Annotated in this window: 11 protein-coding genes; 7 read left to right on the top strand and 4 right to left on the bottom strand. The window is 63.4% G+C overall.

From position 1 onward, the window contains the following. Positions 1–365 precede the first annotated feature (365 nt). Positions 366–2,669 (bottom strand): PBP1A family penicillin-binding protein, encoded by a 2,304-nt coding sequence (locus VLU25_09100; protein HSR68087.1) that lies wholly within the window; start codon positions 2,667–2,669, stop codon positions 366–368. Positions 2,670–2,785: 116 nt separating this feature from the next. Between VLU25_09100 and VLU25_09095 the strand changes: the two genes are divergently transcribed. Beyond that, positions 2,786–3,817, top strand: coding sequence for a ThiF family adenylyltransferase (locus VLU25_09095; GenBank protein HSR68086.1), 1,032 nt, complete (start codon positions 2,786–2,788; stop codon positions 3,815–3,817). Positions 3,818–3,851: 34 nt separating this feature from the next. Here the strand turns inward: VLU25_09095 and VLU25_09090 are convergent, their stop codons facing one another. Next, complete coding sequence (locus tag VLU25_09090) at positions 3,852–4,136, bottom strand: hypothetical protein (GenBank protein ID HSR68085.1); 285 nt, start codon at positions 4,134–4,136, stop codon at positions 3,852–3,854. A 121-nt stretch (positions 4,137–4,257) separates the two neighbouring features. On the opposite strand from VLU25_09090, the gene VLU25_09085 reads away from it, so the two are divergent. Genes VLU25_09085 through VLU25_09070 form a run of 4 tightly spaced genes read left to right on the top strand, consistent with a single transcriptional unit; the run spans position 4,258 to position 8,498 of the window. After that, positions 4,258–5,079, top strand: a complete 822-nt coding sequence (locus tag VLU25_09085; protein ID HSR68084.1) for an outer membrane lipoprotein-sorting protein — start codon at positions 4,258–4,260, stop codon at positions 5,077–5,079. A gap of 1 nt (position 5,080) precedes the next feature. Beyond that, the gene (locus tag VLU25_09080) at positions 5,081–6,340 is read left to right on the top strand and encodes an FtsX-like permease family protein (protein HSR68083.1); all 1,260 of its coding nucleotides are present in this window, start codon (positions 5,081–5,083) and stop codon (positions 6,338–6,340) included. 22 nt (positions 6,341–6,362) lie between these two features. Next, positions 6,363–7,715, top strand: coding sequence for an ABC transporter permease (locus VLU25_09075; GenBank protein ID HSR68082.1), 1,353 nt, complete (start codon positions 6,363–6,365; stop codon positions 7,713–7,715). Positions 7,716–7,721: 6 nt separating this feature from the next. After that, positions 7,722–8,498, top strand: coding sequence for an ABC transporter ATP-binding protein (locus VLU25_09070; GenBank protein HSR68081.1), 777 nt, complete (start codon positions 7,722–7,724; stop codon positions 8,496–8,498). A gap of 99 nt (positions 8,499–8,597) precedes the next feature. Here VLU25_09070 and VLU25_09065 read toward each other — a convergent pair whose 3' ends face one another. After that, positions 8,598–9,242 carry a phosphoglycerate mutase family protein gene (locus VLU25_09065; protein HSR68080.1) on the bottom strand — a complete coding sequence of 215 codons (645 nt, stop codon included), beginning with the start codon at positions 9,240–9,242 and terminating at the stop codon, positions 8,598–8,600. 164 nt (positions 9,243–9,406) lie between these two features. Between VLU25_09065 and VLU25_09060 the strand changes: the two genes are divergently transcribed. Further along, complete coding sequence (locus VLU25_09060) at positions 9,407–11,386, top strand: DUF3857 domain-containing protein (GenBank protein HSR68079.1); 1,980 nt, start codon at positions 9,407–9,409, stop codon at positions 11,384–11,386. After that, positions 11,383–13,392 carry a DUF3857 domain-containing protein gene (locus VLU25_09055; protein HSR68078.1) on the top strand — a complete coding sequence of 670 codons (2,010 nt, stop codon included), beginning with the start codon at positions 11,383–11,385 and terminating at the stop codon, positions 13,390–13,392. Before VLU25_09060 ends, VLU25_09055 begins: the two co-directional genes overlap by 4 nt. Positions 13,393–13,494: 102 nt before the next feature. Here the strand turns inward: VLU25_09055 and ilvC are convergent, their stop codons facing one another. Next, positions 13,495–14,559 (bottom strand): ketol-acid reductoisomerase, encoded by a 1,065-nt coding sequence (gene ilvC / locus VLU25_09050; protein ID HSR68077.1) that lies wholly within the window; start codon positions 14,557–14,559, stop codon positions 13,495–13,497. Positions 14,560–14,566: the final 7 nt, after the last annotated feature.

Here is a 14,566-nt window from a genome sequence, read left to right as displayed (position 1 = left end):
CCAGCAGGGATGACCGCACAGCCGGACTGGGCCTCTCAGCAGGGATGACTTGGCGGCCGGACTTGGCCTCGCACCCGGGGATCGGCCTCTAACCCGGATTGGGCCTCTCGGCAGGGATCACCTCACACCCGGACTGGGCCTCCCAGCCGGACCGGCCTCACACGCGGGGATTGGCCTTGAGCTTGTGAAGCTGCTCGGACAACTCCGACGGACCGGCCTCACACGCGGGGATTGGCCTTCGGGCGGGATTGACCTGCCCGCCGGCTAGCGGCCGCGAGAGACCTCCGACCGCCGAGAGCATACAGGCCGCCGACCCTAGTCGCAGAACTTGACCTGTGTGTGAACTTGCCGGCCACCTAGTGGCCCTAGCGGGCGACCTCCAGGGAGTGTTGGAGGCAGAGCCTGAGGGGTTCGCTGCCGGCTATGAAGTATTCGGTGTAGGTGTCGCGGCATTGGGCCGAAGCGCGCCTGCCGGTTTGGCGGTCGATTTCAAGCGCGACCACGCTGGGCGGACGCGGGAAACCCTGACCCGAGAGGTGGCCCAAGCGGCGGGCCTGCTTCATGAAATCGGTCCAGATGGGCAGGGCGGCCCGCGTGCCGCTCATCTCCAGCGGACGCGAATCGTCGAAACCCACCCACACGGCACACAGCAAGTCGGGCGTATAGCCCACGAACCAGGCGTCGTCGGTGCTGCCCGTCTTGCCGGCGGCGGGAAGGTCGAATCCCCGCCGGCGTACCGACTTTCCGGTGCCGTAGCTGAGCACCGAACCTAACGCCGAGTTGATGAGGAAGGCCACCTGAGGATCAAGCACCTGGCGCGGCTGAGCCTCCGCTGAATCCAGCGGCGCGCCGTCCCGTTCCACCCGTCGGATGGAACGCATCGCAACCAGGCGTCCCTGGTTGGCGAAGACGGCGTATCCCTGAGCCAGGTCGAGCAGCGTCAGTTCGAAGGTCCCCAGGGCGATGGAAGGATAGGCCTCCAGCGGACGTTCGATGCCCAGCCGGCGGGCGCTCTCGGCGACTTCGCCGAAGCCCACCTGCTCGGCCAGCCGTACCGTGGGCACGTTGAGCGATAGGGCCAGCGCATTTCGCAAGCTCACCTGCCCGCGGTAGTGGTTGCCGTAGTTGCGGGGCGAGTAGGTCTTGCCGTCGAAGACGAAGGTGTAGGGCTCGTCGGGAAGCATGCGGGCCAGCGTGAAGACCTCCTGGGGCGAGGACTCGACGGCGGTCCTGAGCGCGGCGGCGTAAACAAAGGGCTTGAAGGTCGACCCCGGCTGGCGCAGCGCCTGGGAAGCGCGGTTGAACTGGCTGGCCCCGTAGGAGCGTCCGCCGATCATGGCCAGAATGTCGCCGTTTCGCGGATCCAGCGCCAGCAGGGCAGCCTGCAATTCGTCTCCGTCGCCGGGGCGCGCCTTGGCGGCCGTCTCCAGTCCCCGCTGGACGGCCTGATAGGCGGCGATCTGAAGTTCCGGATCGAGGGTGGAATAAACCTCCAACGACTGGTAGCGGCCTGAAAGTAGGCCCGACCGCTCCTCCAACTGGGAGCGCAAGAAGTCCACGAAATAGGGCGCGTCCGAGGAGTCCTGGTGGGCGGCGGGCCTCACCTGGGGACGCGACTTCAGGGCCTGCTCCATCTGCTCCGGACGGATCAGGCCGTTATCGAGCATCAGCCTCAACACGTGGTCGCGGCGCTCGATGGCCCGCTCCGGGTGGCGCTGCGGCGAATAGCGGTTGGGAGCCTGAATGATGCCGGCCAGCAGAGCCGACTCGGCCAGCGAGAGCTCTTTCACATCCTTGCCGAAGTAGGCGACGGCAGCCTGCCCGAATCCCTGCACGCCGAAGGACCCCACCTGTCCCAGGTAGATCTCGTTGGCGTACATTTCGAAGATCTGGCGCTTGGAAAAGCGGTTCTCCACCAGGACGGCCATGAACATCTCCTCCAACTTGCGGCGGATGCTCCTTTCCGGCGTGAGGAAGAAGTTCTTGACGAACTGCTGGGTCAAAGTGCTGCCGCCCTGAGCCACCTCCCGACGCATGAGGTTGACCCAGGCAGCCCGCAGGATGCCCGGCAGGTCGATGCCCCAGTGGTGAAAAAAGTCCCGGTCCTCGGCGGCCAGCACAGCGTCCACCAGGCTCACGGGGAGTTCTTGGTAGCCGACGCGGCGGCGCTTTTCGCGGGCGCTGCCGAAGAGGTTGGAGAGAAACTGTCCCTTGAGCAGCAGGCGGTCCACCACCTGACCATCGCTCTGCAGGGCCACCACCCGTCCGGCCTGGTTGAATCCGATGGCGATGCGCTGGGGGCGTCCGCCCACCTGCTGACCTACCAGAAAGCGGTTCTCCCGACGCAGGTACCATTCCCCCTGCTCCAGTTCAGCCCCCGACTTGTAGCCCAGAAATGAGAGTTTGCGCGCCAGGTCGTCGGGCGTCAGATCTTGCCCGCGGCGGATTTCCAAAGGACGGCTGTAGATAGCGCTGGCCTGGGCCGGCCGCTCAGCCAGACGCTCGTCGATAAGGCGGGAGAACTCGGTGTAGTAGAAATAGAAAACACCAGCGGCAAAGAACAGTCCGACCAGCAGCAGGAAGCCCACGATCTTGCGCCGCAACCCGCCGCCCCTGGCTCGTTTTCGCGATGTCTTCTTACGGGACTTTTTCTTTTTGGCTCGCGCCATGGAAAACTCCCCAAGTAAGGGAGCTTCCCGATAAACCCGTCACCGATTCTACACTCTGGGGCCGCCTTTGACCAGTTTTTTCTAGCGCCGCGCCCAAATCCGATAGACTCTTGGACGTGTCAGACCGATACTCACGCCAGGTCCGATTCACTCCGCTCGGAGAAGAAGGCCAGGTGCGCCTGTATGGCTCGCGGGTGGCCATCGTGGGGTGCGGGGCGCTGGGGACGGCGTCGGCCGACATGCTGGCCCGGGCGGGGGTCGGTTTCCTGCGCATCATCGACCGTGATTTCGTGGAAGAGTCCAACCTGCAGCGCCAGACGCTCTTCACGGAAGCCGACGCCGAGCAGCGTCTGCCCAAGGCCGAGGCAGCGCGGAGGACGCTGGCCAGGGTCAACTCCGAGATCGAAGTCGAGGCCTGCTGTGCCGACCTCGACTACCGCAACATCGCTTCGCTGGTCCAGGACTGCCACCTTCTGCTGGACGGAACCGACAACTTCGAGACCCGCTTCCTGCTCAACGACTGGTCGGTCAGCCGCGGCGTCCCCTGGATCTATGGCGCCGCCCTGGGCAGCTACGGCGTGGCCGCCGCCATCGAAGCGGACGCGACTCCCTGCCTGCGCTGCCTGATGGAGGAGCTTCCGGCGGCGGGAAGCGTGGAAACCTGCGAAACAGCCGGTATCCTGGGCCCGACCGTGCAGGCGGTGGCCGCCTTCCAGTCCTCTCAAGCGCTTCGCCGCCTGGCGGGTCATGCGTTTGTCACCGTCCTCTTGCGTGTCGATGTCTGGGAGGGATATTGGCGCTCAGGCGACTCTACGGCTTTGAAGAATCCCGACTGCCCCTGCTGCGCCAGACGCCGCTTCCCCTACCTGGAGGGCGAGGCGGGCGACCGCACGGCCCGCCTGTGCGGACGCAACGCCGTGCACATCCGTCCCTCGCGCTCAAGCTCGGGAGAACCCTCCGAGGTAGACTTCGACTTGCTTTTGCAACGCCTGCCAGCCGAGGTCGAAGTCAAGCGCAATCCCTATCTCATGCGTTTGCAGGTGGACGGTCAGGAGATTCACCTCTTCCCCGACGGACGCGCCATCATCACCGGCACTGACGATATCGCCCGGGCGCGGTCGCTGTACGCACGCTATGTCGGGAGTTAGAGACGAGCGGGAGGCAGCACCCCCTCGTCGTGCTTTAGTCCAGGTCGAAGGGACGCACTGGATCTTCCAGTTCATCCTGGGAATCGAAGGCTTCCCGGAACTTCTTTTCCAGGTCAGAGGTGCGTTTGCGTTCGTTCTCGAAGGCCTTGGCGAAGAGTTCGTCGGCTTTGCCGCGACGCTGCTGTTCGCGCTCGAGGGCTTCGTCGAAGGAAGCGGCGGACCTCTGGCGGCTGTGCTTGATGACCAAGCCTGTCTCGCGGTCCACCGTCAGTTCCGAATGGCAGCAGGGGCAGGATACTTTGATGCGCTTTTCGGACATGACATCATTCTAACACCGCCGGCAAGGCGCCAAGAAATTGAATGAAGGCGCAAGGGGCGGCGTATGCCTATCCGTTGAATCGATTGGGCGGCGGAGTCCGCCAAGATATACTGGAGATGTCATGAAATCCAAGTGGTCACTGACGACGGTTCTTTTCATACTGGCCCTGCTCAGCGTGGCGCTGGCGCCTTCCACGGGCACCGGACTGGCCGGCTCGTTGCCGGCCTACGCCTGGGGCATGACGGGGGACACCGACCTCGATCCGGTAGAGATCATCGACCGGGTGGACCGGCTGCTGCGCGGCGATTCCTCCCACGCCCGGTTGGAGATGACCGTGGTGACCGAACACTGGAAGCGCTCGCTGGAGATGGAGATCTGGTCCAAGGGAACCGACAAGGCCCTGATCAACATCCTGGCCCCCAAAAAAGAAGAGGGCACGGCCACTCTCAAGGTAGGACGCGACATCTGGAATTACCTTCCCAAGATCGACCGCACCATCCGGGTGCCCAGCTCCATGATGGCCAGTTCCTGGATGGGATCGCATTTCACCAACGACGACCTGGTCAAAGATTCGCTCCTGGCCGAGGACTACGACGTGGAGATCGTCTTCGACGGCATTCGCGACCCCGAGGACGGGCCGGTGTGGGAATTGAAGCTGATTCCCAAGCCCGAGGCCCCGGTGGTGTGGGGAAGCATCCTGATACAGGTGCGTCAGGACGACCTGATGCCGATTTGGGGCCGCTACTACGACGAGGACGAGGTCCTCAAGCGCACCCTCACCTTTCACGACTTCAAGACGATGGGCGGACGCCTGGTTCCCTCCCGGCTGCGTCTGGAACCGGCCGACGAGCCCGACGAGTACACCGAAATGGTCTACCACGAGCTGACCTTCGAGATCGATATCTCCGACCGCAAATTCTCGCTGTCCCAACTGAGGAGATGACATGCTGGTCGTCAAACTGGGCTGGCGCAACCTGTGGCGAAACACCCGGCGCAGCCTGATCACCATCGCCGCCGTGGCCACCGCTTTCTTCTTCCTCATCCTGCTGGTGGGAATGACCATGGGACTCAAGGACCAACTGCTGGCCAACGGCACCAGCCTGATGCTGGGGCACGTTCAACTTCATCATCCCGACTATCTGCCCGACCGCGGTCTCTACGACACGCTGGGAGGACGCGACGGCGTCGATCCCGCACTGAGCGGGCAGTTGGAGGAAGCATTTCCCCACATACAGGCCGCTGCTCCCCGCGTCTACGGCTTCGCGCTGCTTTCCACCGGAGAGCATTCGGCGGGAGCCCAGTTGATCGGCGTGGATCCCGAAAACGAGCCCCGCGTCACCACCTTTCTCGACACTCTTCATACCGGCCAACCGCTGAGCCCTCAGGCCGAGGGCGGTATTTTGCTGGGCGAAGGACTGGCTGAGGAACTGAAGGCCGAGATGGGAGGCGAGGTAGCCGCCCTCACCCAGGCCGCCGACGGATCACTGGGCAACACCCTCTTCATCGTCCGGGGCATCCTGCGCTCGGGGCTCAGCCACGTCGACAAGACGCTGGCCGTGGTCCACTTCAACGACTTGCAGGACCTGCTGGTGCTGCCCGGCGAGCGCATCCATGAAATCGTCCTCAGCCTGGACGACCCCATGCAAGCCGACGCTCTCAGGTCAAGGCTCAACGCCGACTCCGCCTTGCCTGCTCAGGTCGAAGCCGCCTCCTGGGGCGACCTCTCGCCCCAACTGCGCGACTACCTGGCCATGTTCGAGTCCAGCTACGGGTTCGTGATCGGACTTATCGCCATATTCGCGGCGCTGGGAATCCTCAACACCATGCTCATGGCCGTCTTCGAGCGCAGCCGCGAAATCGGCACGGTGACATCGCTGGGCATGCTCCCCGAGCAGGTTCTCTTCTCCATCCTGGCCGAAAGCTTCTTTCTTTCGCTGATGGGAGTGGCAGCGGGCTTGGGCATCGGAGGCTGGGCCATGAGCCATCTTTCCACCAGCGGACTCGACCTCAGCCGCTGGATGGGAGAAATGTCGCTGATGAGCACCCGCATGGATCCCGTGGTGCGCTTCCAGTGGAACTGGGAGATGACGTTCTGGGCCGGCTTTACTCTGGTGGCTGCATCCGTCCTGGCGGCCGCCGTTCCGGCCTTTCGCGCCGCCCGGCTGGACCCGGTCAAGGCCATGGCCGCCGCCAAGGGGGTCTGAAGCCCATGAAAGAGGTACCGACATGCTGACCCTTTTGCGCATCGCCTGGAGAAACCTCTGGCGCAACACCCGGCGGACCCTGCTCACGGCCCTCACCGTGGCCTTGGGACTGGCCCTGCTGCTGGTTTCTCTGGGACTGGGCGACGGTGCTCACCAGCAGATGATCGAGAGCGCCGTGCGCATGGGCTCGGGACACGTCCTCGTGCAGGCCGACGGCTACCAGGCGATAGGCGGCATCGAACGCACCCTGAGGGAAGCTGAGGCCGACGAGGCCCGCCGCCGGATCGAAGCAGCGGGAGACTTCCCCGTTACCGCCGTCACCACCCGCATCTTCGCCTCAGGGCTGGCCTCTTCGGCCGACGGCTCCACGGGAGTGCAAATCATCGGGGTGGAGCCCGGCGGGGAACGTGCCGGATCCAACTTTCCCAAGAAGATCATCGAGGGCCAGTTCCTGGATGAGGGGGACGACAACCTGGTCGTCATCGGACGCGGCGTCGCCCGCAAGCTGGAACTTGAGGTAGGAGACAAGCTGGTTCTCATGGCCCAAGCCGCCGATACCTCTGAAGTCCAGTCGCGGCTGGTGCGGGTCAAGGGCATCCTGGGAACGGGCCAGGACCAATACGACCAGATCATCGTCCTGCTGCCCCTTTCGGAAGCCCAGCGCTTCTTCAACCTGCCCGGCCAGGTGCATCAACTGGCCGTCATCCTGGAAAGCTCGCACACCTCTGAGGAACTGGCCCGAGCCCTGCGTCAGTCCCTGGCTTCAGACCGCCAAGCAGCCGAACAGCCAAGCGCCGGCAGCCCCCCGACCACCGCCTCGGCTGCAACGCAGGAGCAACTCGATGCCGAGGGCTTCCGTCGCGGCGGCGTGGAAGTCCTGAACTGGAGGCAAGCGCTGCCCGAGTTGGAAGAATTCATACGCGTCGACGACGGCGGCAACTATGTCTTTCACGTCTTCCTCTTCCTGCTCATCGGATTCATGGTCCTCAACACCCTGCTCATGAGCGTGCTGGAGCGCCGCCGCGAATTCACCCTGCTCAGCGCCCTGGGACTGCCCCCTGCCCAACGCTTCACCATGGTGCTTTTGGAGGCGGCTTTGATCGGCGCCCTGGCCTCGGCGGCCGGACTGGCGCTGGGATGGTCGGCGCACAAGTATTTCGAAGTCTACGGATTGCCGCTAGCCGCGCTGATGGACATTGAAGAAGGAGCCACCGTGGCCGGGGTGGCCTTCGATCCCGTCATGTATTCCTACCTGTCGCCAGAACGCATTTTCCTCTCCATCCTGTGGATATTCGTGATGACCTTGATCTTGGCCGTGATGCCTGCTTGGAGAGCAGCCCGCGCCGCCGACGTGCAACTGCTGGGAAGGGATTGATCAACGATGAATAAAACCGCCACCACTGCCAAACCCTCTGGAATCACGGCCACTCAGGAAGACGACGTTCTGCGACTCGAGGGGGTCAGCCGCTTTTATCAGCAGGGTTCCGAAACCATCAAAGCCCTGGACAACGTCGACCTGGTGCTGGAACGAGGCGACTTCGCCGTCCTCATGGGGCCTTCAGGATCGGGAAAGACCACCCTCCTCAACGTGGCCGCCGGACTCGACGTCCCCGATAAGGGACGCATCATCCTGCAGCAGGAGGACATTACCGGGATGTCCAACCGCGAGAAGGCCCGTCTGCGGCTCAACGAGATCGGATTCATCTTTCAGGCCTACAACCTGGTTCCCGTGCTCAGCGCCGAGGAAAATGCCGAGTTCATCCTTTTGCTGCGCGGGATGCCCAAAGAGGAGCGGCGCCGACGCGTCCGCGGGCTTTTGCAGGAAGTCGGACTGAAGGGAATGGAACACCGCCGCCCTGCTGAGCTCTCGGGCGGCCAGCAGCAGCGCGTGGCCGTGGCCCGCGCCATCGCCTCCAACCCGGCTTTGGTGCTGGCCGACGAACCCACCGCCAACCTCGACTCGGAAACGGCCGTGGCCCTGCTGGAACTGATGGAGCGCCTCAACGAAGAGCACGGCACCACCTTCCTCTTCAGCACCCACGACCCCCGCGTCATGAAACGCGCCCACCGCATCATCCGCCTGGTGGACGGCAAAGTAGACTCCGACACCCGCGTCAATCCCCACGCGCGGGATGCCGCTGGGGGAAAAAGAGTCTGAAATCGGACTCTATTCCGTCTCCGGCGCAGGGTGCCACTTCGACTCCGTACGGCGGAACTTTTCCTCATAGGTTCGTCAGCCATTAGCGTCGTCGCTAGCTCATCGAGCGGTAATGGAGGGCCAGTCGGCGGCCAGGGCGCAGCCCAAGGAGTTCTCGGGGTCGTCGTAGTCGATGAAGGCCGCCACGGAGTCGTAGTCGGGGTCGGTGTGAGGGACCTCTGCTCCCAACACTTTGCCCACGCAGCCGCTGTGGGTAACCAGCAGCAGGTTGGAGCCGCTTTGCTTGTGCTCGCTGATCAGGTCCTCGAACTCGCAAGTGTAGAGCCCGTCGGCCTCGATCGGATCGAAGTCGGGAACCAGGGTTTCGGCCGTCTGCAGAGTCCGGCAGTAAGGACTGGTGAGGACGGGCGAAAAGCTCCACCCAAGGCGCTGCAAATGCCCCCGCAAAGCCTCGGCTTGGGCGAAACCGCCCTCGGTCAGAGCCTGGTCGGGGTCCGGACAGGGACGGTCCACCGTTCCTCCCTTGGTGGCGTGGCGGATCAGGACCACCAGACGTCCAGCCTCGGCAGCCTCCCGCACGGCGGCCTGACGTTGCGAATTTTGGTGGATGCGTGGGCAGAGATCGCCTTCGGTCTTTGCCACCTGAGAGGCCTGGTCTTCCGATTGCTCCGCCTGGGAGGCGTCCTCAGCCGACGAACAGGCGAGAAAAAATGTGACTAACACCAACAGCGCTAACTTTTTCATCGTCAGGAGTTTAGCAGAACCGAGCCCAAGCGGCTTGGGGAAAAGCTTTCTACAGCAGATGAAATTTCTTTCACATTCTGAGAGAATCACAATCAGCGTGGCGTTGAAACACGTAACCGGCAGACGTCAGAAGTTCGCATAAGGCTTGAGAAAGGAGATGTTCTATGCTTTCCAAGCGACCGGCAGTCCTGGCAGTCATGGTTTGTCTGATCCCTTCCGGTCTCTCGATATCCCTAGCAGCCGAAGACTGGAAGCCCATCGACAAGAGCAGCCTTCAGATGACGGAACCCAAGGTGGAGAAGGGTGCCGACGCCGAAGCCGTGTTCTGGGAAGTCAAGGTTGAAGACGAGGTTGTGGGTGGCGACCCGCAGGTGGTGCTCAACCACTACATCCGCATCAAGATCTTCAACGAGCGGGGACGCGAAGAACACAGCACCGTCGACATTCCCTACCTGAGCAGGCAGAAAATCGACCGCATCGAGGGACGCACCATCGCACCCGACGGCAGCGTCGTTGAACTCGACAAGAACTCGGTCTACGAACGCGACATCGTCAAGTCCAGGGAGATCAAGATCAGGGCCAAGTCTTTCGCCATGCCGGCCGTCCAGCCGGGCTCCATCATCGAGTACCGTTGGAGGGAAATCAGGCGGGACCAGTTGACCCACAACGACCGTTACGAGTTTCAGCGCGACATCCCCATCCAGAAGGTCACCTATTTCATCAAGCCCTTGAACAACGCCGGCGTGTACGGGATGCGCAGCCTCACTCTCAACGCCTCCTCGCGCCCGTTCGAGAAGGCTCCCGGCGGCTATGTCCAGACCAGCATGGAGAATGTCCCCGCCTTCCGCGAGGAGCCCTATATGCCTCCCGAGACTCAGGTGCGCCCCTGGCTCTTCCTCTTCTACAGCGACGACGACACCAACATCACCCCTCAGAAGTACTGGGCCAACTACAGCCGGGACCGCTGGCAGAACCTGAAGGACCGCCTCAAAGTCGACAAGGAAATCAAGCAGAAAGCCGAGGAGCTTCTGGCCGAGTCCGGCTCCGATGAAGAGAAGCTGCGCATCCTCTACCGCTTCTGCCAGAACGAGATCACCAACGTCTTCGACGACGTCTCGGGCTTGACCGCTGAGGAAATCGAAGACCGCAAGCGCAACCGCAAGCCCAAGGACACCTTGAAGCGGGGCATGGGAACCCGCTTCGACATCACGGCTCTTTTCGCGGCTCTGGCCAATGCGGCCGGATTCGATGCCTACTGGGCGGAAATCGGCGACAGCTCCTTCTACTTCTTCGATCCTTCGCTGGCCAACGCCGAATTCCTGCCGGCTTGGGCGGCGGCCGTCAATCTCAACGGAGAGTGGCGATTCTTCGATCCGTCGGAGGCCTACCTGCCCGCCGGAATGCTGCGCTGGCAGGAAGAGGGGCAGATGGCGCTCATTCTCGATCCCAAGGATCCGCGTTTCGTGCGGACGCCCGTCAGCCCTCCCCAGGCTTCGCTGGAACGCAGCCGGGCCGACTTGGTGCTGCATGAGGACGGGACGCTGGAAGGCGACGTCCGCCTGGAATTCACGGGCCACAGGGCGGCCTCCCGGCGCGAAACCTACGACGACGACACCGAAGAGCAGCGCCAGGCCGGCATCGTGGCCCGCGTCCACGAGTTCGTGGCTCAAGCCGAAGTCAGCGAACCCGAGATGGAAGGAGTGCGCGAGACCGGAGCCCTCGTCTACACCTGCAAGGTGCGCGTCCCCGGCTATGCCCAGGTGACCGGCAAGCGGCTCTTCCTGAAGCCCGCCTTTTTCAGGCGCGACCGGGAACCCTACTTCACGGCCACCGAACGCCTCCACTCCATCCATTTCCGCTACCACTGGCTGGAGGAGGACTCGGTACGCATCCGGCTGCCCGAGGGTTACAGCGTGGAAGTCCGGGAGGCTCCTCAACCCTTCCGCTCCGGTGAAATCGTGGAGTACAACGTCAACATGGAGATGGAAGACCAACAGACGCTGCTCTACCAGCGCACTTTCCGCTTTCAGGGGCTCCTCTTCCCGCCCGATACCTATAAGCCCCTCAAGGACATGTTCGACACCCTGCACGAGCGAGACGGGCACACGCTCTTGCTCAGCCGCAAGGAAGGGGGCGGTAGATGATGAAGACGGCGCGAGGGCGCAGAATCGCGTGGACGGGGCTGGCCGCCTTGGCGCTTCTCTTCGCCCAGGGACCGCGGACGGAGCTGCTGGCTGCCGATCAGGCCCCCTCCTGGCTGAGTGCCGCCGCCGACAAGTCGATTCCCGAAGACTGGAAGGACGAGCCGGCCGTAGTGCTGCTGGACGAAAAGCACGTTGCCGTCAATGAAAAGGGCGAAACCACCGTGCGACGCCGTCTGGCCCTGGCCGTGCGGTCACGCTCAGGAGAGAGATACGCTACCGAGAAGGTCGTCTACCTGACCGACGGAGACAAAGTCCGAAGCATCAACGCCTGGCTGATCCGCCCCGATGGAGACGTCCGCCGCTTCAAGGAGAAAGAGGCCTACGACGTGTCGCTGGCCGACAACGACATCTACAACGAGGCGCGCGCCAAGGTGGTCCGTGCCGTTGAGGAGGCGAAGCCGGGTTCGGTTTTCGGCTGCGAATGGGTCCTGGAGCGGAAGACCATCTTCACCCAGATCGCCGAGGGCCTTCAGGAACGGGGACTGCCCACGCTGGATTTCCAGATGCGCCTGACGCTTCCCCAAGGCTGGCGCGTCGAGCCCACATTCTTCAATATGGACGATCCGCCCCAGGCCGAGGTGGCGGGCAACAGCCATTCCTGGCGGGCGGGTCCGTTGCAGGGGATCCCCTCCGAACCCTCCAGCCCCTCCGCCTCGGCGCTGATGCCGCGACTGGCGCTCAGTTACTTTCCCGACGGTGCAGCGCCCTTCTCGGGCCCCTCCTTCGTTTCCTGGAAGGAGGTCTCGGCCTGGTTGACTCAGCTCAACGACCAGCAAGTCGACAGCGGGGGCGAAATCGCACGCACGGCTCAACAACTGACAGCAGGCGCCGAGGATGAATGGAGCCGCCTGCAGGCCCTGGCCGGTCATGCGCAAAGCGTCAACTACGTCTCCATCCAGACCGGCATCGGACGGGGAGGCGGATATCGCCCGCGGGCGGCCCACGAGGTGCTGAGCAAGAACTACGGCGACTGCAAAGACAAGGCCAACCTGCTGCGCTCGCTTCTCAAGGCCCAGGACATCGAGTCCTACGCCGTGGCCATTTACGTGGGAGATCCTGATTTCGTGCGTGAGGAATGGCCCTCGCCCCAGCAGTTCAACCACGCCATCAGCGCCATCCGGGTCAGCCAGCAGGTGCAGGCTCCGGCGGTGGCTGAGCACTCACAGTTGGGGCGTCTGCTCTTTTTCGATCCGACCGACACGGTGACTCCCGTGGGGCTGTTGCCGGAAGTCCTGCAAGGCGCGCTGGGACTGGTCTTGGCGGGCGAGGACGGCGTCCTCATGCCGCTGCCGGCTTCTCCCGCCGAGGACAACATTCTGAGACGCAGCGTGCAGGCCCGCCTGCACGCCGACGGATCGATTTCCGCCAACCTCATCGAAGAGTCCACCGGCAACGTGGGCGTGGCGGAACAAAAGCTCTTCAGCCGCCTTTCCCGGCCCGACTATCGGGCGGCCATCCAAGAATGGATCGTGGAAGACGCCACGGGCGCTCAACTGCAAGAGCTGCGGACTGATCCGCTGGGCGGCGGCAAAGAGGGACAATTCACCCTGGAGGTGGAATTCAATGCCCCTGCTTACGCCCAGGTGATGCAGTCGCGCATCATGCTTTTTCAGCCCATCCTGGTCGGCCGCCGCGACCGCAACCGTTTCGCTTCAGCTTTGCGCCAGCTTCCGGTTCAACTGGAGGCTCAGCAATTCGAAGAGGAAACGGTCTTCACTCTGCCTGCGGGCTTTGAGGCCGACGAGCTGCCCGAGCCGCTGCAACTCAGCGAGTCCTTCGGAGACTACCAAAGCTCCTGCCAAACCCAGGCGGGGGAAGTGCGCTGCCGCCGCAACCTGACCCTCAAACGCACCCTGGTGCCTCCCCACGACTACCCCCTCCTGCGCGATTTCTTCGAAAGAATCCGCAGCGCAGAACAAGCCCCGGCCGTCCTCATCAAGCCATGAAGGGATGGGCCAAAACCAAAACCCCCGCCCCACCGGTGGGGCGGGGTGGTGAGGAAAGCAGGAGAGCGCCTTTCCTCCGGCCAAGGCTGTGATGATCTCCGGTTAGAAGAAGACTACGTTACGGGGGTCTGACTGGCCTTCGGGAATGGCCTGAGATTCGGTTTCTTCGGCTTCTACGGCGTTCAGGAAGGGCATCTGGCGGCGCAGCTTGGCGCCCACTTCCTCGATGGCGTGGTAGCGCTCGCGGGTGCGGCTGGAGCGGAACCGGGGCTGGCCGCTTTCGCATTCTTCGATCCAGCGGCGGGCGAAGGATCCGTCGCGGATCTCGGCCAGCAGCTTGCCCATCTCCTGGCGAACCTCTTCGTTGATGACCCGCGGACCGGCGCTGTAGTCGCCGTACTCGGCGGTATCGCTGACCGAGTAGCGCATGTAGTTGAGTCCGCCGCGGTACATCAAATCGACGATCAGCTTCAGTTCGTGGAGGCATTCGAAGTAGGCCACCTCAGGCTGGTATCCCGCTTCCACCAGGGTCTCGAAGCCCGCCTTGACCAGTTGGCTGACCCCTCCGCAGAGGACGGCCTGCTCGCCGAAAAGGTCGGTCTCGGTCTCCTCGGCAAAGGTCGTGTAGATGACTCCCGCCCGCGCGCATCCCAGCGCCGCGGCGTAGGAGAGGGCCAGGTCGAAAGCCTGCCCCGAGGCATCCTGTTCCACCGCCACCAGCGCAGGCGTGCCTTCGCCGGCCTGATAGGTCTCGCGGACGCGGTGACCCGGGGCCTTGGGAGCCACCATGCTGACGTCGACGTCGCGGGGAGGCTGAATGGTGCCGAAGCGGATGTTGAATCCGTGCCCGAACATGAGCGTGTCGCCCGGCTCCAGGCAAGGCGCGATCTGCTGGCTGTAGAGCTGAGGCTGAACGGTGTCGGGAGCCAGGATCATGATGACGTCGGCCCATCGGCAGACCTCGGCTACGGTCTGCACCATGAGTCCGGCGGCCTGGGCCTTGGGCCAGCTTGCCGATCCTTTGCGCAGTCCCACCCGCACCTTGACTCCGCTCTCGCTGAGGTTGAGGGCATGGGCGTGCCCCTGCGAGCCATATCCGATAATCGCCACCTTCTTGGCCTTGATGAGATCCAAGTCGGCATCCTGCTGGTAAAAAGTCTGTGCCACGTTGTGT

It is taken from the genome of Acidobacteriota bacterium (assembly GCA_035471785.1).
In the GTDB taxonomy this organism is placed as follows: Bacteria; Acidobacteriota; UBA6911; order RPQK01; family DATIPO01; genus JANQFM01.
Note: the sequence above shows the minus strand (reverse complement) of the source record. Positions and strands in the feature narration are given on the sequence as shown.

Excerpts from the sequence above, each read along its gene's own strand:
- VLU25_09075 (HSR68082.1), top strand. The coding sequence starts at position 6,363 with ATGCTGACCCTTTTGCGCATCGCCTGGAGAAACCTCTGGCGCAACACC.
- VLU25_09065 (HSR68080.1), bottom strand. The coding sequence starts at position 9,242 with ATGAAAAAGTTAGCGCTGTTGGTGTTAGTCACATTTTTTCTCGCCTGT.
- VLU25_09100 (HSR68087.1), bottom strand. The coding sequence starts at position 2,669 with ATGGCGCGAGCCAAAAAGAAAAAGTCCCGTAAGAAGACATCGCGAAAA.
- VLU25_09090 (HSR68085.1), bottom strand. The coding sequence starts at position 4,136 with ATGTCCGAAAAGCGCATCAAAGTATCCTGCCCCTGCTGCCATTCGGAA.
- VLU25_09060 (HSR68079.1), top strand. The coding sequence starts at position 9,407 with ATGCTTTCCAAGCGACCGGCAGTCCTGGCAGTCATGGTTTGTCTGATC.
- VLU25_09080 (HSR68083.1), top strand. The coding sequence starts at position 5,081 with ATGCTGGTCGTCAAACTGGGCTGGCGCAACCTGTGGCGAAACACCCGG.
- VLU25_09070 (HSR68081.1), top strand. The coding sequence starts at position 7,722 with ATGAATAAAACCGCCACCACTGCCAAACCCTCTGGAATCACGGCCACT.
- VLU25_09055 (HSR68078.1), top strand. The coding sequence starts at position 11,383 with ATGATGAAGACGGCGCGAGGGCGCAGAATCGCGTGGACGGGGCTGGCC.
- VLU25_09085 (HSR68084.1), top strand. The coding sequence starts at position 4,258 with ATGAAATCCAAGTGGTCACTGACGACGGTTCTTTTCATACTGGCCCTG.